Origin of the sequence: Pseudomonas sp. QTF5 (assembly GCF_000512695.2) — a bacterium.
Classification (GTDB): Bacteria; Pseudomonadota; Gammaproteobacteria; order Pseudomonadales; family Pseudomonadaceae; genus Aquipseudomonas.
In genome coordinates, this window is sequence record NZ_AZRW02000034.1 from 1 (window position 1) to 25147 (window position 25147).

Annotated in this window: 23 protein-coding genes and 1 pseudogene; 7 read left to right on the forward strand and 17 right to left on the reverse strand. The window is 58.1% G+C overall.

Features of this window, described 5'->3' with window-relative positions; all coding sequences use genetic code 11:
* Positions 1-373, forward strand: a pseudogene (locus tag IC37_RS30005) (lipase family protein); the annotation flags it as partial.
* A 280-nt stretch (positions 374-653) separates the two neighbouring features.
* Here the strand turns inward: IC37_RS30005 and IC37_RS21965 are convergent.
* From IC37_RS21965 to IC37_RS21985, 5 genes are all read right to left on the reverse strand, one after another.
* Complete coding sequence (locus IC37_RS21965) at positions 654-1190, reverse strand: C40 family peptidase (protein ID WP_030131707.1); 537 nt, start codon at positions 1188-1190, stop codon at positions 654-656.
* 164 nt (positions 1191-1354) lie between these two features.
* On the reverse strand, positions 1355-2005 hold the full coding sequence (locus tag IC37_RS21970) for a C40 family peptidase (protein WP_030131708.1): 651 nt from the start codon (positions 2003-2005) through the stop codon (positions 1355-1357).
* Positions 2006-2233: 228 nt separating this feature from the next.
* The gene (gene hda, locus IC37_RS21975) at positions 2234-2938 is read right to left on the reverse strand and encodes a DnaA regulatory inactivator Hda (RefSeq protein ID WP_007898944.1); all 705 of its coding nucleotides are present in this window, start codon (positions 2936-2938) and stop codon (positions 2234-2236) included.
* 230 nt (positions 2939-3168) lie between these two features.
* Positions 3169-4242 carry an AI-2E family transporter gene (locus IC37_RS21980; protein WP_030131709.1) on the reverse strand — a complete coding sequence of 358 codons (1074 nt, stop codon included), beginning with the start codon at positions 4240-4242 and terminating at the stop codon, positions 3169-3171.
* 30 nt (positions 4243-4272) lie between these two features.
* The gene (locus IC37_RS21985) at positions 4273-5331 is read right to left on the reverse strand and encodes a DUF2066 domain-containing protein (RefSeq protein ID WP_030131710.1); all 1059 of its coding nucleotides are present in this window, start codon (positions 5329-5331) and stop codon (positions 4273-4275) included.
* Positions 5332-5721: 390 nt separating this feature from the next.
* Between IC37_RS21985 and purM the strand changes: the two genes are divergently transcribed.
* The 3 genes from purM to IC37_RS22000 are packed head-to-tail and all read left to right on the forward strand — an operon-like array spanning position 5722 to position 8152.
* Positions 5722-6780, forward strand: a complete 1059-nt coding sequence (gene purM / locus IC37_RS21990; protein WP_030131711.1) for a phosphoribosylformylglycinamidine cyclo-ligase — start codon at positions 5722-5724, stop codon at positions 6778-6780.
* On the forward strand, positions 6780-7430 hold the full coding sequence (gene purN / locus IC37_RS21995; RefSeq protein WP_030131712.1) for a phosphoribosylglycinamide formyltransferase: 651 nt from the start codon (positions 6780-6782) through the stop codon (positions 7428-7430). Before purM ends, purN begins: the two co-directional genes overlap by 1 nt.
* An 8-nt stretch (positions 7431-7438) precedes the next feature.
* On the forward strand, positions 7439-8152 hold the full coding sequence (locus tag IC37_RS22000; protein ID WP_030131713.1) for a DUF3108 domain-containing protein: 714 nt from the start codon (positions 7439-7441) through the stop codon (positions 8150-8152).
* 127 nt (positions 8153-8279) lie between these two features.
* On the opposite strand, the gene IC37_RS22005 is transcribed toward IC37_RS22000, so the two are convergent.
* On the reverse strand, positions 8280-8744 hold the full coding sequence (locus tag IC37_RS22005; RefSeq protein WP_030131714.1) for a DUF3859 domain-containing protein: 465 nt from the start codon (positions 8742-8744) through the stop codon (positions 8280-8282).
* Between the two features lie 174 nt (positions 8745-8918).
* Between IC37_RS22005 and IC37_RS22010 the strand changes: the two genes are divergently transcribed.
* Positions 8919-9335, forward strand: coding sequence for an OsmC family protein (locus IC37_RS22010; protein ID WP_030131715.1), 417 nt, complete (start codon positions 8919-8921; stop codon positions 9333-9335).
* 61 nt (positions 9336-9396) lie between these two features.
* Positions 9397-10257, forward strand: a complete 861-nt coding sequence (locus tag IC37_RS22015) for a pirin family protein (RefSeq protein ID WP_030131716.1) — start codon at positions 9397-9399, stop codon at positions 10255-10257.
* A gap of 257 nt (positions 10258-10514) precedes the next feature.
* On the opposite strand, the gene htpG is transcribed toward IC37_RS22015, so the two are convergent.
* The 3 genes from htpG to IC37_RS22030 form a co-directional block, all read right to left on the reverse strand.
* Positions 10515-12419, reverse strand: coding sequence for a molecular chaperone HtpG (gene htpG / locus IC37_RS22020; protein WP_030131717.1), 1905 nt, complete (start codon positions 12417-12419; stop codon positions 10515-10517).
* An 81-nt stretch (positions 12420-12500) separates the two neighbouring features.
* On the reverse strand, positions 12501-12953 hold the full coding sequence (locus tag IC37_RS22025) for a PaaI family thioesterase (protein ID WP_030131718.1): 453 nt from the start codon (positions 12951-12953) through the stop codon (positions 12501-12503).
* Complete coding sequence (locus IC37_RS22030) at positions 12950-13426, reverse strand: PaaI family thioesterase (protein ID WP_030131719.1); 477 nt, start codon at positions 13424-13426, stop codon at positions 12950-12952. The genes IC37_RS22025 and IC37_RS22030 overlap by 4 nt, the downstream gene beginning before the upstream one ends.
* A 157-nt stretch (positions 13427-13583) precedes the next feature.
* Between IC37_RS22030 and IC37_RS22035 the strand changes: the two genes are divergently transcribed.
* Positions 13584-13853: a hypothetical protein gene (locus IC37_RS22035; RefSeq protein WP_030131720.1), complete on the forward strand. Its 270-nt coding sequence runs from the start codon at positions 13584-13586 to the stop codon at positions 13851-13853.
* 66 nt (positions 13854-13919) lie between these two features.
* On the opposite strand, the gene IC37_RS22040 is transcribed toward IC37_RS22035, so the two are convergent.
* The 8 genes from IC37_RS22040 to IC37_RS22080 all read right to left on the reverse strand — a co-directional run bounded on the left by IC37_RS22040 (position 13920) and on the right by IC37_RS22080 (position 24917).
* Entirely contained in the window at positions 13920-14321 is a 402-nt protein-coding gene (locus IC37_RS22040; protein WP_030131721.1) for an MAPEG family protein, read from the reverse strand.
* Positions 14321-15058 carry a DUF599 domain-containing protein gene (locus tag IC37_RS22045; RefSeq protein WP_030131722.1) on the reverse strand — a complete coding sequence of 246 codons (738 nt, stop codon included), beginning with the start codon at positions 15056-15058 and terminating at the stop codon, positions 14321-14323. Before IC37_RS22045 ends, IC37_RS22040 begins: the two co-directional genes overlap by 1 nt.
* A 277-nt stretch (positions 15059-15335) precedes the next feature.
* Positions 15336-16649: a branched-chain amino acid transport system II carrier protein gene (gene brnQ / locus IC37_RS22055; protein WP_030131723.1), complete on the reverse strand. Its 1314-nt coding sequence runs from the start codon at positions 16647-16649 to the stop codon at positions 15336-15338.
* Positions 16650-17054: 405 nt separating this feature from the next.
* Positions 17055-17936 (reverse strand): succinate--CoA ligase subunit alpha, encoded by an 882-nt coding sequence (gene sucD / locus IC37_RS22060; protein WP_007898976.1) that lies wholly within the window; start codon positions 17934-17936, stop codon positions 17055-17057.
* Positions 17936-19102, reverse strand: a complete 1167-nt coding sequence (gene sucC / locus IC37_RS22065) for an ADP-forming succinate--CoA ligase subunit beta (protein ID WP_007898980.1) — start codon at positions 19100-19102, stop codon at positions 17936-17938. The genes sucD and sucC overlap by 1 nt, the downstream gene beginning before the upstream one ends.
* Positions 19103-19281: 179 nt before the next feature.
* Positions 19282-20718, reverse strand: a complete 1437-nt coding sequence (gene lpdA / locus IC37_RS22070) for a dihydrolipoyl dehydrogenase (protein ID WP_030131724.1) — start codon at positions 20716-20718, stop codon at positions 19282-19284.
* Between the two features lie 110 nt (positions 20719-20828).
* Positions 20829-22043 (reverse strand): 2-oxoglutarate dehydrogenase complex dihydrolipoyllysine-residue succinyltransferase, encoded by a 1215-nt coding sequence (gene odhB, locus IC37_RS22075; RefSeq protein WP_030131725.1) that lies wholly within the window; start codon positions 22041-22043, stop codon positions 20829-20831.
* A 42-nt stretch (positions 22044-22085) separates the two neighbouring features.
* The gene (locus tag IC37_RS22080; RefSeq protein ID WP_030131726.1) at positions 22086-24917 is read right to left on the reverse strand and encodes a 2-oxoglutarate dehydrogenase E1 component; all 2832 of its coding nucleotides are present in this window, start codon (positions 24915-24917) and stop codon (positions 22086-22088) included.
* Positions 24918-25147: the final 230 nt, after the last annotated feature.

Genomic DNA, 25147 nt, shown 5'->3' on the forward strand with positions numbered 1-25147 from the left:
TTTTGCCTGGGCGACCTTGCGCCGCTGGCAACAAGCCCAGGAAACCGGCGCAACCGTGGTCACCGAGCGCGAGTACCGCGTCGTCGAACACGCCTTGGCAACGCTCAGGGAGAAGCTTTATGAGTATGCCCGCCAGGTGCGCCATAACGAGGGGCCGGATGGTGCGACGACGAAAGAAAAGGCCGCGATGAGTGCCCTGTACGGAGAGCGAGGTCGACTGGAAAAAACCCATAAACGTTTGCAAACCCTGCGCTATCGCCGCCTTACCCTGGCGGATGTGTACGGCAGTGCTGCCCGGTTACCGGAGTTCCCCGGTAGCGTGGAACGCTGGAGCAAACAGCTGAAAATCGCCGTCTGGAGCAGTACGCAATGATTCCAAGGCAATTGGATGATGGATTTTTGCTGGCCCGCGAGCCGCTGGATATCGATTCGATCAGCTGAGTGTGGCCAACCTTTTAAAGGACTCTCCGATGCATGACTCAATCTCCGAACCGCATCGATATCAGCGGGTTGCAGGCGTTGCGCAGGGGGCCACCGAATGGCGGGGCATAGCGACAGCCCAGACTACATCGATGTTGAATGTGCCGACGCGCGGGCAAGCCCGCTCCCACAGCGTTTACGACAGAGCGTGCGAGCGGTCATAACCACCCCCGCTACGGATTATGTGCCAAGTGCTCGGGTTGCAAGACGCGTTTGGCGCTCAGATAGGCTTTCTGCCAGTAAGCTTTGGACAAGCTGTCCAGCTTGACCGTGCCGCCCGTGGCTGGCGCGTGGACGAAGCGGCCTTCGCCGACGTAGATCCCGGCGTGGCTGACCTGGGAGCCGCCATTGGTGGCGAAGAAAATCAAGTCACCGGTTTGCAGGCCTTCCTTGCCAATATTGGGGGCTTGCATGCCGATCATCTCGCGGGTGGAGCGTGGCAAGGAAATGCCTGCGACATCGCGATACACATAACCGATCAGACCGCTGCAATCGAACCCGGAATCCGGCGTATTGCCGCCCCAGCGATAAGGCGTTCCCACCAGGCCCAGCGCGCGAAACAGCACGTCTTCTGCCTCAGGGGAAAAGGTTTGGGAAGGACCGAAAACAATCGGAGCGCGAACCACTGGCGCAGGGGGTGGTGGGCGGCTGGCGCAGGCGCTGAGCAGCGCTGCGAAGAACATGAGTGCGAGGCGGGCCGACATCGTCATAAACAGAACATCCTGATCTGGCTGCGGCTTTTTCCACCGAAAAGGCAGAAAGAAAACCGCCTGCGAAGAACGCAGGCGGTTTGCCATCAATAATAGATCAGGATTCTAGCGGCTACGCGGCAAACTTCAAGTAAGACTTTAAGTTCGCCTTACAAGTCGTACGTTTACTTGCGTGCAGTGACGATAGGAGCCGCAGCCGGCGCCATCGCGAGTGCGCGTTTGGCTTCGATAAAGGTTTTGCTCCAGTAGCTGTCGCCCAGGCTATCGATCCGGACACCACCGCTTTTGCGGCTGCTGGAGTGGATGAACTGATTGTCACCCAGGTAGATCCCGGCGTGACTGACACGACCGCGACGACCATTGGTGGCGAAGAACAGCAGGTCACCCGGCTTGAGGGCGCTGCGAGCAACCAGAGGAGCGTCAACGTTGATCATTTCGCGGGTCGAGCGCGGCAGGTTCATGCCGGCCTCTTCACGAAACAGATAACCGATGAAGCCGCTGCAGTCGAAACCAGCTTCGGAGGTGCCGCCGAAACGGTAACGGGTACCGATCAGGGACATGCCACGTTCGAGGATGCTGTCGGCCAGAACTGGAAGCTGGTATGACTTGCCGCCGGCGAAGTCTGCCAGTTCTTTATCGGTAGCTACGCCGTCTTGGTAAAGAGCTTCCTGGAAAAGTACGGAAGAAGACTGCGCGGTAACTGAATTTGAAACCTGCTGTTTTGGCTCTTGCTGGGACACTGGAGAGTGAGCAGCGCAACCGAACAACAGGGTGACGAGTGCGAGAGGCACGAGGGGTGCGAAGCGCTTTAGCATGGGCACGACCGTGGCTGATAGTTTTAAAAGAAGCCGCGACTATGCCCGCTATCAACCTCATTTGCAAATTCAATCGATCTTTATGTGACTTATCGGTTTCTCGTTTACATCTAAGCGCTTAAGCCAATTTTGAACTTTTGCGCAGCCTGCCTTCTTGCAGGAAAGCGGATTTTTTGACGCCTTGAATATGCCGAAACCCGCGTAAAACCTGAGCTTGATCAGGTTTTTTTACCAACCAAGGGTTTCTTTCAGGAACGGGATTGTCAGCTTGCGCTGAGCCTGAAGAGAGGCCTGATCGAGCCGTTCAAGCAGCTCGAAAAGCGCACTCATGCTGCGGGTACCGCGGGTCAAAATAAAATGCCCGACTTCGTCAGTCAGGTGCAGGCCGCGACGGGATGCGCGCAACTGCAAGGCACGCAATTTGTCTTCGTCAGAGAGTGGACGCATCTGAAAAATCAGCGCCAGTGTCAGCCGCGACTTGAGGTCTGCCAGCTTCACCGGCAGCTCGCGCGGAGATGTCGAGGCGGCGATCAGCAGACGCCGGCCGCTGTCACGCAGACGATTGAACAGATGGAACAGCGCCTCTTCCCAGTCCGCCTTGCCGGCGACCGCCTGCAGATCGTCCAGGCAAACCAGTTCGTATTGTTCGAGGTTATCGAGGATTTCGATGCCGCGGTCCAGCAACTCGGCCAACGGCAGGTACACCGCAGGCTCCCCCAGTTGCTCGAAGCGCAGACAGGCCGCCTGCAACAAATGCGTGCGCCCTACCCCGTCCTTGCCCCAGAGGTAAATCAGGCTTTCCGTCCAGCCGGCGTCGGCTTCGCAGAGCCGCTCGACATAGCCGAGTGCAGCGGCATTGGCGCCTGGGTAGTAATTGATAAAGGTAGCGTCATCACGCAGACGCACACCTAGGGGCAGCTGAATCGGTTTCATGCTGACTGAACAGTTCCAAAGGAACCGTTAGTGGCCTCTGTGTAAAGTTTGCGAAGTTTATACCCGTGAGGCTGACCGCACAATGCGACAGACCACAAGCAAAATCAAAGGTTTGCGTTAACACTCTGGTTTTATGACAGTTTCTTTGGCGGCGCATGTGACAGCCGCACGAGAGAGTCGGGCAAACCTGGCATGAAACCAGACTGCCCGCCACGAGCGATCAAAAAACCTTACAGCTCGGATTCGTCGACTCCGCCGTAGATATCCGAATCCTTATACAAATCATGCACATGCCGCACCAGAACCATGATCACCGCCGCCACCGGCAACGCCAGCAGCACACCGGTAAAACCAAACAGTTCGCCGCCGGCCAGGATGGCGAAAATCACCGCCACCGGGTGCAGGCCGATCCGGTCGCCCACCAGCAACGGCGTCAGGACCATACCTTCCAGCGCCTGGCCGACCATGAACACCGCGACGATACCGATCATGGGATACAGATCGCCACCGAACTGGAACAGACCGGCGATCAATGCCGCACCAATCCCGATGACGAATCCCATGTACGGCACGATTGCCGCCAGACCGGCAATCAGACCGATCAACAACCCCAGCTCCAGCCCGACGATCATCAAACCTGCGGCATAGATTACGCCCAGCGCCAGCATCACCAGCAATTGCCCGCGGATAAACGCCCCGAGCACTTCATGACATTCAGCCGCCAGGGACATCACGCGTTCTTCACGATCGCGGGGCAGCAGGCTACGGATCTTGACCATCATCAAGTCCCAGTCGCGCAGCAGATAAAAACTCACCACCGGAATCAGCACCAGATTGGCCAGCCAGCCGATCAACGCAAGGCCTGAAGCTGTCGCCTGACTCAGTACCACACCGACCACATCGGTGGTCTGGCCCATGTGCTCGCTGAATGCCGCCTTGAGCTTGTCGAACTTCCAGAAGCCGTCCGACAACCCCATCTTCGATTGCACCCACGGCACAGCGGTATGCTGCAACCAGTCGAGCATCTGCGGCGCCAGTTCATACAAACGAAACAGCTGCTTGGCGAGCATCGGCACCAACACCAACAGCAACGCGGTGACAATCAGCGTGAACAACGCGAACACCGCCACCACGCCCCAGGACCGTGACAGACCGTACTTCTCCAGCCGATCCACCAACGGGTCAAACAGATAGGCCAACAGCAGCGCCACCAGGAACGGCGTCAGGATCGGGTGCAACAGGTAAACAAACGCGCAAAGCAGGACCACCCCACCGAGCCAGAACCAACGCCGTGTATCGGCCATGTACCACTCCTGCTTCTATATAAAGAAAAACTACCAACGAAAACGTAACTGCGGCGTCGGTGCCAGGGCTGGCGCTGCGGTCGGTGTTGAGCCAACCGCTACGGGTTGAACAGGCGCCGTGGGGGCAGGCGCCTCACCAGCCGGAATTTCCTGCAACTTGGCCAAAGACAACTGCGCCCGCAGCTGATCGGAGCTGCCGTTGACCCGATAAAGCACGCGGTCACCATCAACGCTTTGCAGGCGAGCGCCGAAAGGCTCAAGCAAACGCCCGAGCGTCGCATAACGTTCCAGGTTCATCCCCTGCACCTCCAGCAATTGCTCGCTCGATGCACCCGGTTTGGCGACAAATCGCGGCGCCAGGCGTTGGCTGACCGCCAGCATCACCGCATCGGCCAGCGCTGCGGTATCGGCACCCTGCACGCTACCCGCTTCTTTCTGATCGCCCAACCACAAACGCCACTTGGCTTGCCATTGGCCACCCTCTTCACGGGCATGCACCGCCAGCAAGGCGTCGGCATTGTATCGGTCGGATGCGCCACGCAGCGGTGCCGGGTCTGCACTTTCCAGATTCGGCGCCGTGGCGACAATCTGCTCATCCAGGTCCGCCAGCGGCAAGCGCAGCGGCAGCCCACGATGTTGAGCCGCTCGACGCAGTGGCGTAGCGCTGGCCTGACCATCGCCGACCAGGCTCGACCCTTCGGCGGAATCGTTCAGCCACCAACCGAGAATCGATGGCCGGTTGGCGCCCCATACGGCCAACCCTGCACGCCGCAAGGCCTGTTCGGTGGTGGCCGGATCGAAATCGACTTTCAGCACTTGCGGCGGCCCGGCGTCGTAACCGAACTGACTGATGATTTGCTGAGGATCTTTGCGCACGGCCGCCAGACCCGGGTTCTGCGCAGCCTTGGGATCGCCGGTCAGGCGCAACACCAACGTATCCAGCGCCCGTTGAGTCGCCTGATCGCGCTCCTCCGGCGTCTGGCTGCTGACAGGTTCGCGCACTTGATAGAGGCTTTTGATTGTTTCGGCATGGCTGGTCAGGCTGACCATGGATAAACAGCCTACGAACAAGCATTTAAGAAAACGCATAAGAGATTCCTGACGACAAGAGCGGCTGGAACAAACCGCATGAACATGAAGACGATTGAGCTAGGCTGTGACCACACGCTCAAGCAAAACATTCACACGATCACGTTAAGTTTTCGCATTGACATAACGATAGACGGTTAGCGTCGATACCTTATACAGCCATGCGGGACGCCACCAATACGAGCAATATCGGTTTTTTTAACGCGATATGCCTCTGCCCGTCGGCACGAGGATGGCCGCTGCCCCTCAAGCCTGATAAAATCGCGCGCCTTCGCAGACCGGCAACAGCCGGGCGCCCTGAAATTCGCGTACGGCAATTGCCCTTCGCCAGCTTCAGTGGCCCCACTGGACTCGGTCGTTACCCCTGAATCCCCCCTAAAGGCCTGGATCATGAGCAAGCAACCCTCCCTGAGCTACAAGGACGCCGGTGTAGACATCGACGCCGGTGAAGCATTGGTCGAACGCATCAAGAGCGTCGCCAAGCGCACTGCGCGCCCGGAAGTCATGGGCGGCCTGGGCGGTTTCGGCGCCCTCTGCGAAATCCCGGCCGGTTACAAGCAACCGGTACTGGTATCGGGCACTGACGGCGTCGGCACCAAACTGCGCCTGGCGCTGAACCTGAACAAGCACGACAGCATCGGCATCGACCTGGTTGCCATGTGCGTGAACGACCTGGTGGTCTGCGGCGCCGAGCCGCTGTTCTTCCTCGACTACTACGCCACCGGCAAACTGAACGTCGAAACCGCGACCCAGGTCGTGACCGGCATCGGCGCTGGCTGTGAACTGTCCGGCTGCTCCCTGGTCGGCGGCGAAACCGCTGAAATGCCTGGCATGTACGAAGGCGAAGACTACGACCTGGCCGGCTTCTGCGTCGGCGTCGTGGAAAAAGCCGAAATCATCGACGGTTCCAAAGTCGCTGCCGGCGATGCCCTGCTCGCCCTGCCGTCTTCCGGCCCGCACTCCAACGGCTACTCGCTGATCCGCAAGATCATCGAAGTGTCCGGTGCAGACATCGAAAACATCCAGCTCGACGGCAAACCGCTGACCGACCTGCTGATGGCCCCGACCCGCATCTACGTGAAGCCGTTGCTCAAGCTGATCAAGGACACCGGTGCCGTCAAAGCCATGGCCCACATCACCGGTGGTGGCCTGCTGGACAACATTCCGCGCGTTCTGCCAAAAGGCGCACAAGCGGTGGTTGACGTTGCTAGCTGGACTCGCCCTGCCGTGTTCGACTGGCTGCAAGAGAAAGGCAACGTCGACGAAAACGAAATGCACCGCGTGCTGAACTGTGGCGTCGGCATGGTCATCTGCGTTGGCCAGGAGCACGTTGAAACCGCGCTGAACGTGCTGCGTGAAGCCGGCGAGCAGCCTTGGGTCATCGGTCAGATCGCCACCGCTGCCGAAGGCGCGGCTCAGGTCGAACTGAAGAACCTTAAGGCGCACTAATGCCTAAAACCTGTGATGTGGTGGTGCTGTTGTCCGGCACCGGCAGTAACTTGCAGGCCTTGATCGACAGCGCGCGGACCGGCGACAGCCCGGCCCGCATCGCTGCGGTGATTTCCAACCGCGCCGACGCCTACGGCCTGCAACGCGCCAGGGACGCGGGTATCGACACCCGCACCCTGGATCACAAGGCGTTCGAAGGTCGCGAGGCCTTCGATGCCGCGCTGATCGAACTGATCGACGCCTTCAACCCCAAACTCGTGGTACTGGCCGGCTTCATGCGCATTCTCAGCGCTGATTTCGTGCGCCACTATCAGGGTCGCCTGCTCAATATCCATCCCTCGCTGCTGCCCAAATACAAAGGGTTACACACCCATCAGCGCGCGCTGGAGGCCGGCGATACTGAACATGGCTGCTCCGTGCACTTCGTCACCGAGGAACTCGATGGTGGACCACTGGTCGTACAGGCAGTAATACCGGTAGAGTTGCACGATTCGCCGCAGAGTCTGGCGCAGCGAGTCCATACCCAGGAACACCTGATCTACCCGATGGCCGTACGCTGGTTTGCTGAAGGTCGTTTATCACTCGGTGAACAAGGTGCTTTACTGGACGGACAGTTACTCGCGGCCAGCGGCCACTTGATTCGAACCTAGGAGATTTTATGCGTCGCGCCCTGCTCTTCGCTTGCGCTCTGTTCGCCCTGCCGTTTGCGCAGGCCGCAGACCTTCAACCCTTCTCCGCCAGCTACACCGCCGACTGGAAACAGCTGCCCATGAGCGGCACCGCCGAACGCAGCCTGACCAAGGGAGCCAACGGCGTCTGGAAACTCAGCTTCAAGGCGTCGATGATGATCGCCAGCCTGACCGAAGAAAGCACCCTGACCCTGGACAAGGACACGCTGCTGCCGCAGTCCTACCACTTCGAACGCGGTGGCCTGGGCAAAGCCAAGAAGGCGGATCTGGACTTCGACTGGGCCAACAAGATGGTCACCGGCACCGATCGCGGCGACGCGGTCAAACTGCCGCTCAACCGCGGCATGGTCGACAAATCCACCTATCAACTGGCGCTGCAGCATGACGTTGCCGCCGGCAAGAAAAGCATGAGCTATCAGGTCGTCGATGACGGCGAAGTCGATACCTATGACTTCCGTGTGCTGGGCTCGGAGAAAGTCGACACCAAGGCTGGCCAGATCGATGCGATCAAGGTCGAGCGCGTGCGCGATCCGACACAAAGCAAACGCATCACCGTGCTGTGGTTCGCCAAGGACTGGGATTACCTGCTGGTCCGTCTGCAACAGGTCGAAACCGATGGCAAGGAGTACAACATCATGCTCCTCGACGGTATCGTCAACGGCAAGACGGTCAAAGGCAGCTGATCCGCAGCAACGACATGAAAGCCCCGCAAATGCGGGGCTTTTTTTCGTCGGTTAACTTGGCACCCCAGATCCCCCTGTGGGAGCGGGCTTGCCCAGCGCTTGCCCGCGCTTCGTTGGACGGGAACGATCAGCGCACGGTAAAGCGTTGCTGAGCCAGCAGACGGTCGCCTTGGAACACCATGAAACGCCATTCCCCAGGAACGACTTCGTGGCTTTCGGTGAACTCGAAAGCCATCAAGTCTTGCGGAGCGCCTGGCACCAGTTTCTGGGTTACTTCCAGTTTGTCGTGACGCACGCCATCTGAAGTACGAATGCCCGGTGTGAAATAGAGCAACGTCAGCGGCTGGTCTTCGGCGACCTTGCCGGCCAACTGGTAACGCATCCCGAACTTGATGCCCAGTTTCGCCGGGATGATTTCGGTCTGCTGGATCTGTTCATTGCTGCGGCGCAAAACGCGCTCGCCCGATTGCAGTTCGGCTTTTGGGCCAGCGAACACGCCGTATTCCACCGGGCCTTCAACGCGGACTTCGGCACTGGCCAGACCACTGACGAACATCATTGTGGCCAGGGTGGCTAAACGGGTGAGGTGCATGGTGCGCTCCTTGATTGAGATGAGCGCGAGGGTATGACGCGGGAGTGACAGGTTAATGACAGATCGGCGGGACAACATGAGATCGCAGCCTTCGGCAGCTCCTACAGGAATGCTCTATAACTTCAGGGTCTTTTTTGATCGAATGACTTTTCCCTGTTACCCGCGAGGTTTCCCATGACTGTTACCGTCAATACCGTCTCCGCCGAAGGTTTTCGTCACAGCGTCCAGATCGATGACCACGAACTTTTTGCCGATGTGCCGAAAACCTCTGGCGGCGAAGGCACTGCGCCTGAACCACACGACTACTTCGATGCAGCCCTCGGTGCCTGTAAGGCCCTGACGCTGAAAATGTATGCCAGGAAAAAGGACATCCCGCTGACGGGCGTCGAAGTTGAGGTCACGCGCGACAACAGTGAAGAACAGAAAGGCAAATACGCCCTGCACGTCGAACTCACGCTCAAGGGTGTGCTCACCGATGCCCAGCGCGACGAGCTGCACCGCGTGGCCGACCGCTGCCCGGTCCACAAGCTGATGACCACTTCCGACATCAGCATCGAAACCCATCTGTCCGAAGGTGCCTTCAGCCAATAGCGGCACGGGCTGCACAAGCGGGTTATGCTCCCTGCGTCACCCGCTCAGCCTGGAACGCACCATGAACACGCCACTCGTGATCCGCCCTCGCGCCGAAGATGTCGAAGGCCAGCCGATTCTTCGCCCGTTGCCGTCAGCCAAATGCCGCAACGTCGGGCCTTTCGTGTTTTTCGACCACATGCTCGAAACCCGTTACCCGGCGGGCAAAGGCATGAACATCCGTCAGCATCCGCACATCGGCCTGTCTACCCTCACGTACCTGTTCGAAGGGCAAATCCAGCACAAGGACAGCCTCGGTTCCGATCAGGTGGTGAATGCCGGCGATGTCAGCTGGATGACGGCGGGTAGCGCAATTGCCCACGTCGAACGCACGCCCGAAGCCTTGAAAGAAAGCGGCTTTAGCATGCACGGATTACAGATCTGGCTGGCTTCGCCCAAGGATCGCGAACACGGCCCGGGACATTACAGTCACCATCCGGCTGCCACACTGCCAGTCAGCGATAACCTTGGCGTGAAGATACGGATGATCGCCGGGTCAGGCTTTTGCCTCGAATCGCCAGTCCCGGTGCTTTCTCCTACGTTGTATGCCGAATTAAACCTGCAAACGGCGACCACGCTACTGATTCCCACCGAGCATGAAGAACGGGCGCTGTATGTGTTGAGCGGCGAGGCGCAGCTTGATGGCGAGCTGCTGGAGCGCTACACGCTAGTGGTGCTGCCGGCCGGGAAAGAGATGACACTGTTCGCCGAGAGCGACTGTCATGCCGTGCTGTTTGGCGGAGCGCCACTGGATGGACCGCGACGGATCAACTGGAATTTCGTGGCCAGCGATCCGGCATTGATCGATGAAGCACGTCGGCGCTGGGCGACCGGGGATTGGCCGACAGTGCCGGGGGAAAGTGAGCGGATCGAGTTGCCTTAGATCCTGAGTCGCCTATTAGATTGCCTTCGCGAGCAAGCCCGCTCCCACATTTGATCGTGTCGTACGCAAAATTTACGGTCGACGCCGATCCACTGTGGGAGCGGGCTTGCTCGCGAAGGGGCCGGCACTAACACTTCATCCAGCAGGTTATGCATCGATGAGGACGGAACGAACAGTGATTTGGCTCATGACAAACTCCCAGTAAAAAAGCCCCAGAATGAAAAAACCCGCCGAAGCGGGTTTTTTTTACAACGCAGTTAAACCGACAGTTCAACCAACAGCTTGTTCAGACGGCGCACGTAAGCCGCCGGGTCTTTCAAGCTGTCGCCGGCCGCCAGGGCCGCCTGATCGAACAGAATGTGCGACAGGTCGCCGAAGCGCTCGTCGCTCTGCTCGTTGTCAAGTTTCTCGATCAGCGGGTGAGCCGGGTTGAATTCGAAAATCGGCTTCGAATCCGGAACCTTCTGACCGCTGGCTTCCAGGATCTGACGCATTTGCAGGCCCAGGTCCTGCTCGCCAATGGCCAGAATCGCCGGGGAATCGGTCAGACGGTGGGAAACCCGCACTTCAGCGACGGACTCACCCAAAGCAGTCTTGAGACGCTCAACCAGGCCTTCTTTGGACTTGGCGACTTCTTCCGCGGCTTTCTTGTCTTCTTCCGAATCCAGATTGCCGAGGTCCAGGTCACCGCGTGCCACGTCGACAAAGCTCTTGCCGTCGAAGTCGTTGAGGTAGCTCATCAGCCACTCGTCGATGCGGTCGGTCAGCAGCAGCACTTCGATGCCTTTCTTACGGAAGACTTCCAGGTGCGGGCTGTTTTTGACTTGGGCGTAGGTTTCGCCGGTCAGGTAGTAGATCTTGTCCTGACCTTCCTTGGCGCGAGCCAGGTAATCGGCCAAGCCCACAACTTGCTCGCCGTCGTCGCCCTGAGTGGACGCGAAACGCAGCAGGCCGGCAATTTTCTCTTTGTTGGCGAAGTCTTCTGCCGGGCCTTCTTTCATGACCTGACCGAAGTTCTTCCAGAAGCCCTTGTATTGCTCAGGCTCGTTCTTCGCCAGTTTTTCCAGCATGTCCAGAACACGCTTGGTCAACGCCGACTTCATGGAGTCGATGATCGGGTCTTTCTGCAGGATTTCCCGCGACACGTTCAGCGACAGGTCGTTGGAATCGACCACGCCTTTGATGAAGCGCAGGTACAGCGGCAGGAACGACTCGGCCTGATCCATGACGAACACACGCTGCACGTACAGCTTCAGGCCTTTCGGCGCTTCACGCTGGTACAGGTCGAACGGAGCACGGGTCGGCACATAAAGCAGCGAGGTGTACTCGAGCTTGCCTTCGACCTTGTTGTGGCTCCAGCTCAGCGGGTTTTCGAAATCGTGAGCGACGTGCTTGTAGAACTCCTGATACTCCTCGTCTTTCACTTCAGTGCGAGGGCGAGTCCACAGGGCGCTGGCGCGGTTGACGGTTTCCCATTCAACGGCAGGTTTCTCTTCACCTTCGACGGCTGCCACTTCTTTCGGCAACTCGATCGGCAAGGCGATGTGGTCGGAGTACTTCTTGATGATGTTGCGCAGACGCCAGCCATCGGCGAATTCGTCTTCAGCGGACTTCAGGTGCAGGACGATGCGAGTACCACGGTCGGCTTTCTCGACAGTGGAAATTTCGAACTCGCCTTCGCCCTTGGACGACCAGTGCACGCCTTCGCTGGCAGCGACGCCGGCACGGCGGCTGAATACGTCGACTTTATCGGCGACGATGAAGGCCGAGTAGAAACCGACACCGAATTGACCGATCAGGTGCGAGTCTTTTTTCTGATCGCCAGACAGGTGTTTCATGAAATCGGCAGTGCCGGATTTGGCGATGGTGCCCAGATGGGTGACGGCGTCGTCACGGCTCATGCCGATGCCGTTGTCTTCGAGGGTGACGGTTTTAGCGTCTTTGTCGAAGCTCACACGGATTTTCAGTTCAGCGCCACCTTCCAGCAGCTCAGGCTTGGCCAGCGCTTCAAAGCGTAATTTATCGACAGCGTCAGAGGCGTTCGAGATCAATTCGCGAAGGAAAATTTCCTTGTTGGAATACAGCGAATGGATCATGAGGTGCAGCAGTTGCTTCACCTCGGTCTGGAAGCCCAGGGTTTCCTTTTGAGTTTCCACACTCATGGTCATCAAACTCCAATCAGATGGCAGTGGCCGCGACCTTGAGGGTCGGCGGCGGGTTGTCCTCAGAGTTGGGGGCTGAGATCAGGATTTCAAGGGCTCTTCGATTTTGAAGTGAGCGCGGGCCGTGGCAATGGGCTCGGCTTCAGTGCTTTGCCAGGCGGTAATCGCCACATTGGCTACCCGACGCCCCTGACGGCATACCTGGCATCTGGCCCAGGTATCGCGAAACTGACCCGCGCGCAGGTAATCGAGGGAAAAGTCGATAATTTTCGGCACGCCGGGCGAGCCGGTGAAAATCAGCAGGTGCAATGCCGCCGAGAGTTCCATGAACCCGGCAATCACCCCCCCATGAATCGCCGGCAATAAAGGATTACCAATGTTGTCCTTGTTGGCCGGTAGACGAAACAGCAGCTCATCCCCGACCCGCGAACATTCAACGCCAATCAGCCTGGCGTAGGGAATCAGGTCCAGCAGCGAGGCGTAGTCCCCCTGCGCATGGGCCTGTTGAAGTTGCTCCTTGAACGTGTCGGTCATTTCGCACCTCCGGCTATGGCACCGGCAAAACCTTTGGTGCCTTTGATGCTCTTGCCCATGCGCATGAAGGTGCCCACCACATGGGCGATGGGCTGTTCGGGGTCGTCCTGATAGGCAAAACCGCGCGCAAAGATCACGTCGGTGGTCACCCGGTAGCATTGGGCGAAGCCGTAGACGTCCTTGTATGGCTCGGCGGCGTGCATGTAATCGATGCGCAAGTCGAGCGTCGGACAGACTTCGAACTCAGGCAGCACGCAAAGGGTGGCCATGCCGCAGGCGGTGTCCATCAGCGAGGTCAGCGCACCGCCATGAATCACTCCGGTTCGCGGGTTGCCGACGATCTGCGGGCTGTACGGCAGAATCACCGTCAACCCTTCGCTGCTGGCGCTGTGAACGCGCATGCCGAGCACCTGACAATGCCGCAATGCCGACAGGAATCGCGTCGCACGCTCAAAAACGGGGTTTTCGGCCATTGGATAAAACTCTTCTCAGTGTCGGGCCAAAATAGCAGGCTAGAGGGCAAAAGTTCCGCTGCAAAACAAACTTATATATCTGTGCGAATTAAGGAACTTAACCCTGATCGCCGTGCTCGAAAGGCCAAGTAGATATTTCCATAAGGAGAAACACCCCATGCGTAAGACTTTAGCTATTGCCTTGATGTTGACCGCTTCCCTCGGTCTCGCTGCCTGCGATAAAAAATCCGAGGACAAAGCTCAAGATGCCGCCAAACATTCCGAGCAAGCTCAGGAAAAAATGAGCGAAGCTCAGGATAAAGTGAACGAGGCCGCAAAAGAAAACGCCGAAGCTGCCAAAGCTCAGGCCGAATCGAACGCAGCAGCGGCCAAAGAAGCTGCTCCAGCTGCAGCTCCGGTTCCAGCGCCAGAAGCCCCTAAAAACTAAAACCGTTTTTAGTGTGATAAAAGAAAACCCGCCAAGTGCGGGTTTTCTTTTTATTGGCGATAAGTGTTAGAGCAAAACCGCTCTAAAAGTCGGACTAATCATCAGCAACAACGAACACACTAAACCCACAAACCACACCAGACTGCGCTGCCAGGCCAGATCTCCCCAATAGCACAGCAAGTAAATGACGCGCGTGATCACGAAGATGATTGCCAGCGCATCGATCAGCCATCCAGCCGTCTGCGTGGTGTGCGCCATCAACACCCCAACCGCAAACAATAGGAACGCCTCGAAACTGTTCTGGTGGGCCGCCAATGCACGGGCACCAAAGCCGGTAAGTTGCGCCTGCTGCTGGCGCGGCAGGTGATTGTTGTAACCACCCTGCTCGTTCATGGCTTTGGCCACCGGAATCTTCGCCACGTAAATCAACAATGCGCTGATAAACACACACCAGAACGGAATACTCATCAAGCAGCTTCCTTGTTTGCTTCAGGCAATGGCGCCTCTGTAGGGGTATAGACCATCACATCAAGAACGTCGGAGTGAAACTCGCGGCGATACAACACCAGCACGACGCCGGCACTCATCAACATGAACAACCAAGGGCTGACAAACCACGCCAGCATGGTCATGCCAAAGTAATAGGAGCGCAGACCGAAGTTGAACTGGTTGGCCGCCATGGAGATGACACGGGCGGCTCGGGAAGCGAAGGCTTTGCGTTCTTGCTCGGACACATGGCGCTCGCCAATCATCGGCGCCGAACCCACGAGAATCGCCGCAAAGTTGTACTGACGCATGCACCAGCTGAACGTAAAGAACGCATAGACAAACACCAGCGCCAGGCACAACAACTTGATCTCCGACATGCCTTGGGAGGCCTGTTGCACCATCGGGATATCCGCCAGCAACGACACGGCTCTGTCGGACGCACCCAACACCGTGAGAATACCGGCCAGGATAATCAGCGTACTGGAAGCGAAGAAGGAGGCATTACGCTCCAGGTTACCGATCACGCTGGCATCGGCAATGCGGTTGTCGCGCAACAGCATGCGGCGCATCCAGTCTTCGCGATACAGGTGCAGCACGCTGGCCAGGCAAGCGGTGTCGCGGCCCTTCCATGAGGCATAACGGGTGTAGCCACCCCAGCAGACGACAAACCAGAGCGCGGCGAGGATGTGGATCAGATTGGCGTGGATGAACGACATGCAGGTCCTTGTGAGGTGTTTTCGGAGAACTGAAACCCTGTGGGAGCGGGCTTGCTCGCGAAGGCGGTGGGTCAGTCGACATCAATGTTGAATGATAAGCCGTCTTCGCGAGCAAGCCCGCTCCCACATTAGATTTGGCAATGCTTCGACGTTAGCGCAAGGAAAAAGACACCGCATCCCACCCATAAAAAAATGCCCCGTATCGATTGATACGGGGCATTTCTATTTTTTGCCAGGAAGCAGCTCAAGGCCCGCTTGTGACGGGCCATGAAGCAGCTTAAGCCAGCGCTTCTTCGCGCTTGCCCAGCAGACGGTCACAAGCCACGGCAACCACCAGGGTCATGACCGACGGCACCAGCCACGCCAGACCCTGCTCGCTCAGCGGCAGATGAGTCAGTTGAGTCGGCATCCAGTCGGCCAGACCGGCGCCCTTGAGGGCATCGATCAGACCGAAGATGAACGACACCAGCATCACCGGACCGACGATGCGACCCTGCTCATGCCAGAAGTCCTTGCAGAAGCTCAGGGCGACCAAGGCGATGCACGGCGGGTAGATGGCGGTCAGCACCGGGATCGAGAACGCGATCAGCTTGGTGAGGCCCAGGTTGGACACCAACAGGGAGAACGCAGCCAGGATGATCACCAGCGTCTTGTAGGACAGTGGCAACACACGGCTGAAGTATTCGGCACAGGCACATGTCAGACCGACCGCTGTCACCAGGCAGGCCAGAGAGATCAGCACCGCAAGGAAACCGCTGCCCAGCGAACCAAACGTGTGCTGAACGTACGCGTGCAATACCGCTGCGCCGTTGGCAGCACCAGCGGCTACTTCATGGCTGCCCGAACCGAGACGGAACAGACTGACGTAAACCAGCGCCAGACCCACGCCGGCAATCAGCCCGGCGATGATCGCGTAGCGGGTGATCAACGCCGGCGATTCCACGCCTCGGGAGCGGATCGCATTGACGATGACAATGCCGAATACCAGCGCACCCAGGGTATCCATGGTCAGATAACCATTGATAAAGCCTTGAGAGAACGGTGCAGCGACATATTCAGGAGTGGCCACGCCGATGTCACCGGCCGGCAACGCGAACGCGGCGATGCCGAGAACGGCCAGGGCGATGATCTTCAGCGGCGCAAGGAAACGTCCTACAGTGTCCAGCAGACGGCCCGGATAGAGCGAAATGAAGAACACCACCAGGAAGTACACCGAGCTATAAAGAAACAGCGCCAGCGGGCTCTCGCCGGTCAACGGCGCCAGGCCTACTTCAAACGACACGGTCGCGGTGCGCGGCGTCGCGAACAACGGGCCGACAGCGAGGTAGCACGCGGCTGCCAACAGGCCACCGGCGACTTTACCGATCGGGCTGCTCAAGGCATCCATTGCACCACCGACCTTGGCCAGGGCAACAACGGTGATCACCGGCAAACCAACCGCGGTGATCAGAAAACCCAGCGCCGCCATCCAGACATTAGGCCCGGACTGCAAACCGACGATAGGCGGGAAGATGATGTTGCCAGCCCCGACGAACAGGGCAAACGTCATAAAACCCAGTGCCAGGATGTCCTGGCCTTTCAACACTTTCATTAAGGAAATACCACACTACTGAATCGGAATTTAGAGAGGGATTTCCCTTATGGGTGAGGGAAATGCTGTCGGCCCGTATAGGACTGACCCGTTTAGCGCGCCGCTGCCTTGTGGGCCGCGGACGCAAAAATGGCTGCTAGCCTAACGAATTTGCACGACAAACGCACTGTTAGGGTGCGAACTTTGCGATACGCGACACTTCAATGTCGCGTTTTTACATGTAATTGCGTCGTCGTCTGTAATTCCGTCTTCGCGAGCAAGCCCGCTCCCCACATTGGAATGCGGTCAAATGTGGGAGCGGGCTTGCTCGCGAAGAGGCCTTCACTGACGCGCACAAACCCCGGAAACGACAAAGGCCACCCGAAGGTGGCCTTTGTTTGGTGAAGCGTCAGTTAAGCGCGAGGCTTACTTGATCGCCCAACCGGTCAGCTCGGACAAAGCCTTGCCGATGTCTGCCAGCGAACGCACGGTTTTAACGCCTGCGTCTTCCAGGGCAGCAAACTTCTCGTCTGCAGTGCCTTTGCCGCCAGAGATGATTGCGCCAGCATGGCCCATACGCTTGCCCGCAGGGGCAGTCACACCAGCGATGTAGGAAACAACCGGCTTGGTCACGTTTGCCTTGATGTAGGCAGCCGCTTCTTCTTCAGCCGAACCGCCGATCTCGCCGATCATAACGATCGCTTCGGTCTTCGGGTCTTCCTGGAACAGCTTCAGGATGTCGATGAAGTTCGAACCCGGGATCGGGTCACCACCGATGCCGACGCAAGTCGACTGACCGAAACCGGCGTCAGTAGTCTGCTTCACAGCTTCGTAGGTCAGGGTGCCGGAACGGGAAACGATACCGACCTTGCCTGGCAAGTGAATGTGACCTGGCATGATGCCGATCTTGCATTCGCCTGGAGTGATCACGCCTGGGCAGTTAGGACCGATCAGGACTACGCCCAGCTCGTCGCACTTGACCTTGGCATCCAGCATGTCCAGGGTAGGAATGCCTTCAGTGATGCAAACGATCAGCTTGATGCCGCCGAAGGCTGCTTCCAGGATGGAGTCCTTGCAGAAAGGAGCTGGAACGTAGATCACGCTGGCGGTGGCGCCAGTGGCAGCTACAGCGTCTTTCACGGTGTTGAACACTGGCAGACCCAGGTGCTCGGTGCCGCCTTTACCAGGAGTTACACCACCCACCATCTTGGTGCCGTACTCGATGGCTTGCTGGGTGTGGAAACTACCTTGCGAACCGGTAATACCCTGGCAGATAACTTTGGTGTCTTTATTGATCAGGACGCTCATTATTTGCCCTCCGCAGCTTTAACGACTTGTTGAGCAGCGTCGGTCAGGCTGGTAGCAGCGATGATGTTCAAACCGCTTTCTGCCAGTACTTTAGCGCCCAGCTCAGCGTTGTTGCCTTCAAGGCGAACAACAACCGGGATTTTCACGCCGACTTCTTTCACAGCGCCGATGATGCCTTCGGCAATCATGTCGCAACGAACGATGCCGCCGAAGATGTTGACCAATACTGCAGCGACGTTAGTGTCGGACAGGATGATCTTGAACGCTTCGGTAACGCGTTCTTTGGTAGCACCGCCGCCCACGTCGAGGAAGTTGGCTGGCTTGCCGCCATGCAGGTTGACGATGTCCATGGTACCCATGGCCAGGCCAGCACCGTTGACCATGCAACCGATGTTGCCTTCCAGCGCTACGTAGTTCAGTTCGAACTTGGCAGCGTGCGCTTCGCGCGGATCGTCTTGCGACGGATCGTGGAAAGTCTTCAGCTTAGGCTGACGGTACATGGCGTTGGCGTCGATGTTGATCTTGGCGTCGAGGCAATGCAGATCGCCGTCAGCCTTGATCACCAGCGGGTTCACTTCCAGCAGAGCCAGGTCGTGATCCTTGAACAGCTTGGCCAGACCTACGAAGATCTTGGCGAACTGAGCAACTTGCTTGCCTTCCAGACCCAGCTGGAATGCCAGCTCGCGACCCTGGAATGGCTGAGCGCCAACCAGTGGATCGATAGTGGCCTTGAGGATTTTCTCAGGGGTGTCGTGAGCGATTTTCTCGATGTCCACGCCACCTTCGGTGGAAGCCATGAACACGATGCGACGGCTCGAACGGTCAACGACAGCGCCCAGGTACAGCTCTTTAGCGATATCAGTGCACGATTCAACCAGGATCTTGGTGACTGGCTGGCCATTGGCATCAGTCTGGTAAGTCACCAGACGCTTGCCCAACCACTGTTGAGCGAATGCTTTGGCGTCTTCTTTGCTGCGAACCAGCTTTACGCCGCCCGCTTTACCGCGACCACCAGCGTGGACCTGGGCTTTGACAACCCACTCGGTGCCGCCGATTTTGTCGCAAGCTTCTGCTGCTGCTTCCGGGGTGTCTACTGCGTAGCCGGTGGAAACTGGCAGGCCGTACTCAGCGAACAGCTGCTTACCCTGATACTCGTGAAGATTCATGCTTATTACCGTCTTCGTTAGGTACTGCGCATTCGGTGCTGCACTAGTTGAAGTGCCGCACCACCTGTGACTGCTGCTTGCGTAGCAGAGCTACACAAGACTGCGTCCAGCGGACATTCCGCGGTGAGTCTTGCATGCAAGGCTCACGACGGGCCGTACCGCCGTGGTTTCTTATTGTCTTAACGCTTCTTGCGGTTGGCGATGTGGATGGCGCCGCCATTCACTGCCAAAGCTGCTTCGTGCAAGGCTTCAGACAGGGTCGGATGGGAGAAAACCATCATGCCCAAGTCTTCAGCGCTGGTGCCGAATTCCATACCGATCGCGCCCTGCTGAACCAGTTCTGCAGCGCTCGGGCCAATCACGTGGACGCCCAATACGCGGTCAGTCTTGGCATCGGCGATGACTTTCACGAAACCGCCGGTGTCGTTGGCTGCCATGGCACGGCCACTGGCTGCGAACGGGAAGGTGCCAACGTTAACTTCAACGCCTTCAGCCTTCAAGGTCTGCTCGGTTTTGCCGACCCACGCGATTTCCGGGTGAGTATAAATAACTGACGGGATCAAGTCATAGTTCATCTGGGCTTTGTGGCCCTTGATGCGCTCAACGACCATGATGCCCTCTTCCGAGGCTTTGTGTGCCAGCATCATGCCGCGAACCACGTCACCAATGGCGTAAACGCCCGGTACGGTGGTAGCGCAGTGATCGTCAACGTGCACGAAACCGCGCTCGTCCAGGGTCACGCCGCAATCAGCAGCCAGCAGATCAGTGGTCACCGGACGGCGACCAACGGCTACGATCAGCTTGTCGAAAGTGATGTTCTGTTCGCCGTTGGCATCGGTGTAGTTCACAACGACTTCGTCGCCGTTCACTTTGGAACCGGTAACGCGAGCACCCAGCTTGATGTCCAGACCTTGTTTGGTCAGGGTTTTCAGCGCTTCCTTGGAAACGGCAGCGTCAGCGGCCATCAGGAAGGTGTCCAGCGCTTCAAGAACGGTAACTTCTGCTCCCAGACGGGACCAGACCGAACCCAGCTCCAGACCGATCACGCCAGCGCCAATCACGCCCAGACGTTTCGGAACCGATTGGAATTCCAGAGCGCCGGTGGAGTCGACGATCACATTCTGGTCGACCGGGGCCGGTGGAATGTCGATCGGACGCGAACCTGGAGCCAGAATCACGTTCTCGGCTTCAATGATTTCTACCGAACCGTCAGGCTTGGTGACTTCGACTTTCTTGCCGGCCAGCAGTTTGCCGTGGCCCTGGATCGAGGTCACACCGTTAGCCTTGAACAGGGTCGCAACGCCAGAGGTCAGGCCTTTGACGATGGTGGATTTACGGCCGACCATCGCTGCCACATCCATGGTCACGCCAGCGTGGTTGATACCGTGGATCGCGAAGCCTTCTTTGGCTTCCTTGTATTTCCAGGAGCTGTCCAGCAGCGCCTTGGATGGAATGCAGCCGACGTTCAGACAAGTACCGCCGAGGGCCAGTTTGCCTTCCTTGTCGGTGTATTTCTCGATGCAGGCAGTGGAGAGGCCCAGTTGCGCTGCTTTAATGGCAGCCACGTAGCCGCCAGGGCCCGCGCCAATCACTACCACGTCGAATTTCTGAGTCATGTGTCATTCCTTCTCGAATCAAACCGGACGGCCCCTTTTGAGGACCGTCGTGGGACGAAGCTGGTCATTACAGAAGGGCCGTTCATCGCTGAGCGGCCCGTGCAACGAAATCAGATATCCAGCAGCAAACGAGCCGGGTCTTCCAGCAGGTTCTTGATGGTAACCAGGAAGGTCACAGCTTCTTTGCCGTCGATCAAACGGTGATCGTAGGACAGAGCCAGGTACATCATCGGACGGATAACGACTTGGCCGTTGATCGCCATAGGACGCTGCAGAATGTTGTGCATGCCCAGGATGGCCGCTTGTGGCGGGTTGACGATCGGAGTCGACATCATCGAACCGAAGGTACCACCGTTGGTGATGGTGAACGTACCACCGGTCATTTCGTCCATCGACAGCTTGCCGTCACGAGCCTTCTTGCCGAAGGTGGCGATGCCGCCTTCGATTTCAGCCAGGCTCATCAGTTCGGCGTTACGCAGAACCGGTACAACCAGGCCGCGGTCGCTGGAAACAGCAACACCGACGTCAGCGTAGCCGTGATAAACGATGTCAGCACCGTCGATCGACGCGTTGACAGCCGGGAAGCGTTTCAGCGCTTCGGTGGCAGCCTTGACGAAGAACGACATGAAGCCCAGGCGCACGCCGTTGTGGGACTTCTCGAACAGGTCCTTGTACTTCGAACGCAGGGCCATGACTTCGGTCATGTCGACTTCGTTGAACGTGGTCAGCATCGCCATGTTCGACTGAGCTTCAACCAGACGCTTGGCAACGGTGGCCCGCACGCGGGTCATCGGTACGCGCTTCTCGATGCGGTCGCCAGCAGCGAACACTGGAGCAGCAGCGGCAGGAGCAGCAGCCTTGGCAGGTGCGGCAGCCGGAGCGGCTTTCTTGGCAGCTACAGCGGCAACAACGTCTTCCTTGGTTACACGACCGCCTTTGCCAGTGCCGGCAACGGAAGCGATGTTGATGCCGTTTTCTTCAGCCAGCTTGCGAGCAGCCGGTGCAGCAACAGGATCATCTTCACCCGCTTCGGCAGGAGCAGCGGCAGCAGGTGCAGCAGCGGCGGCTGGAGCAGCGGCAGCAGCACTGCCCTCACCGATGGAGCCCAGAACTTCGTCGGACAGAACGGTGTCGCCTTCGTTCTTGACGATAGCGCCCAGCACGCCATCAGCGGTAGCCAACACTTCCAGTACGACTTTGTCAGTTTCGATGTCGACGATCAGTTCGTCACGCTTGACGGCGTCGCCCGGTTTTTTGTGCCAGGTGGCAACGGTGCCATCGGCAACCGATTCCGGGAAAGTGGGGGCTTTGATTTCGATAGCCATTATCTGTGGGTCCTTAAATTCGGTTTCAGGTGCGCGAAGGCGTTAAACAGTAAAGGCGTCTTGCAGCAGTTGTTCCTGCTGCTCAGCGTGCATCGATGCATAACCACAAGCAGGTGCAGCAGAAGCATCACGGCCCGCGTACTCGAGTACGAGAGACTTGTCGTGATTGCCAACGATGCGGCGCATGTGGTGTTGGCTGCAGTACCAGGCACCCTGGTTCATCGGCTCTTCCTGACACCAAACGATATGTTTGAGGTTGGTGTACGGAGCCAGGACTTCGTTCAAGTCGTCCTCAGGGAATGGGTACAGCTGCTCGATACGCACGATGGCGATGTCATCACGACCTTCGGCACGGCGTTTTTCCAGCAGGTCGTAGTAGACCTTGCCGCTACACAGAACAACGCGCTCGACCTTTTTCGGGTCCAGGGCATCGATTTCCGGGATAACGGTCTGGAACGAACCTTCAGCCAGATCTTCCAGAGTCGAGATGGCCAGTTTGTGACGCAGCAGCGACTTCGGAGTCAGAACGATCAACGGCTTGCGCAGCGGGCGAATCACCTGACGACGCAGCAAGTGGTAGATCTGAGCCGGCGTAGTCGGCACGGCTACCTGAATATTGTGCTCGGCGCACAACTGCAGGTAACGCTCCAGACGAGCCGAAGAGTGCTCCGGACCCTGACCTTCATAACCGTGCGGCAGCAGCATGGTCAGACCGCAGAGACGACCCCACTTGTGCTCGCCACTGGTGATGAACTGGTCGATAACCACTTGGGCACCGTTGGCGAAGTCGCCGAACTGGGCTTCCCAGATCACCAGCGCCTCAGGCGTGGTGGTCGAGTAACCGTATTCGAACGCCAGCACGGCTTCTTCGGACAGGAACGAATCGTACAGGTCGAAACGTGGCTGGCCCTTGTACAGGTTTTGCAGCGGGACGTAGGTACCCGCGTCTTTCTGGTTGTGCAAGACAGCGTGACGGTGCGAGAACGTACCGCGACCGATGTCCTGACCCGTCATGCGAATCGGGTGACCTTCGAACGCCAGGGTCGCGTACGCCATGGTTTCGGCGTAACCCCAGTTGATCGGCAGGCCGCCGGCTTGCATTTTCTGACGGTCTTCGTAGATTTTCGAGACCTGGCGCTGAACCACGAAGCCTTCCGGAATTTCCAGCAGCTTGGCGGACAGTTCCTGCAAGGTTTTCAGATCGAAGCGAGTGTCGTGACGCGCGGTCCAGGCGTGGCCCAGATACGGACGCCAGTCCACGAACAACTCTTTGTTCGGCTCTTTGACCAGGCTTTTTACAACATGCAGACCGTTGTCCAGCGCATTGCGGTATTCGTCGACTTTCGCCTGAACACGCTCTGCGTCCAGCACACCGCCCTGGGTCAGACGATCGGCATACAGCTCACGGGTGGTGCGCTGTTTGGTGATCTGCTGATACATGATTGGCTGGGTGCCGCTAGGCTCGTCGGCCTCGTTGTGGCCGCGACGACGGTAGCAGACCAGGTCGATCACCACGTCGCGCTTGAACTGCATGCGGTAGTCGATGGCCAGCTGGGTCACGAACAACACGGCTTCCGGATCATCACCATTTACATGGAGGATCGGCGCTTGGATCATCTTCGCAACGTCGGTCGCGTACTCGGTGGAGCGCGAGTCCAACGGGTTGCTGATGGTGAAACCGACCTGGTTGTTGATCACGATGTGCACGGTGCCGCCGGTCTTGAAACCGCGGGTCTGCGACATCTGGAAGGTTTCCATCACCACACCCTGACCGGCGAATGCCGCGTCACCGTGGATGGAGATCGGCAGAACCTTCTCGCCGGTAGGGTCGTTACGACGATCCTGACGGGCGCGAACCGAACCCTCGACCACCGGGGAAACGATTTCCAGGTGGGACGGGTTGAACGCCATGGCCAGGTGAACTTCACCGCCAGTGGTCATCACGTTGGACGAGAAGCCCTGGTGATATTTAACGTCACCGGACCCCAGCTCGACCTTCTTCTTGCCTTCGAACTCATCGAACAGCTCGCGCGGGTTCTTGCCGAAGGTATTGACCAGTACGTTGAGACGGCCACGGTGGGCCATGCCGATCACGATTTCCTTGGTGCCGTAGGAGCCGGAACGCTGGATCAGCTCGTCGAGCATCGGAATCAGGCTCTCGCCGCCTTCCAGACCGAAACGCTTGGTACCCGGGTATTTGGTCCCGAGGTATTTTTCCAGACCTTCGCCGGCGGTGACGCGTTCGAGCAGGTGGCTCTTGATGTCGGCGGAGTACGTCGGACGGCCGCGCACGCTTTCCAGACGCTGCTGGAACCACTGGCGCTGCTCGGAATCGGTGATATGCGTAAATTCAGCGCCGATGGTGCGGCAATATGTCTGCTGCAACGCTTCGTGAATTTCGCGTAGGCTCGCCTCCTCTTTGCCGATGAACAGGTCGCCGGCACGGAAGGTCGTATCAAGATCGGCATTGGTCAAGCCGTAATGATTGATCGACAGGTCTGCAGGTGCAGGACGCTGCCACAGCCCCAGCGGGTCAAGCTGGGCTGCCTGGTGGCCACGCATACGGTAGGCCTGGATCAATCGCAGCACTTCAACTTGCTTCTTCTCGTGCTCACTGCTCACGCTACCGGCGGAAACCGGTTGGGCGCGGCGCTGGTTCTTTGCCAGCAAGACGAAATGATCGCGAATTGTGGAGTGCGAAACATCGGTGGCAGTGTTGCCATCAGCAGGCAACTTCTGGAAGTAGGTGCGCCATTCTTCTGGCACAGCGTTAGGGTCGTGCAGGTAGAGCTCGTAGAGCTCTTCCACATAGGCAGCGTTACTACCGGATAGGTAGGCGCTGTTCCACATGCGCTGCATCACGCTTTCTTGCATGCTTGGTCACCCTCGGTTAGGGGAACACCACCGGCGTCGACACCGAGAAAACTTGCAGAAGTCCGAATGCAGCGACTAAAACAAGCCACTTAGGATCACGCTGATAGTCCGGGTACCAGCCCGGATGCCCCTGCTTGTCTCATTTCTTCAAAATAAGAGCTGCAGCCTTATAAGCTGCTGCTCAGGTTAAAACTACGGCGCCGGTTGAAGCCTGCGCCGTAGCATCTACG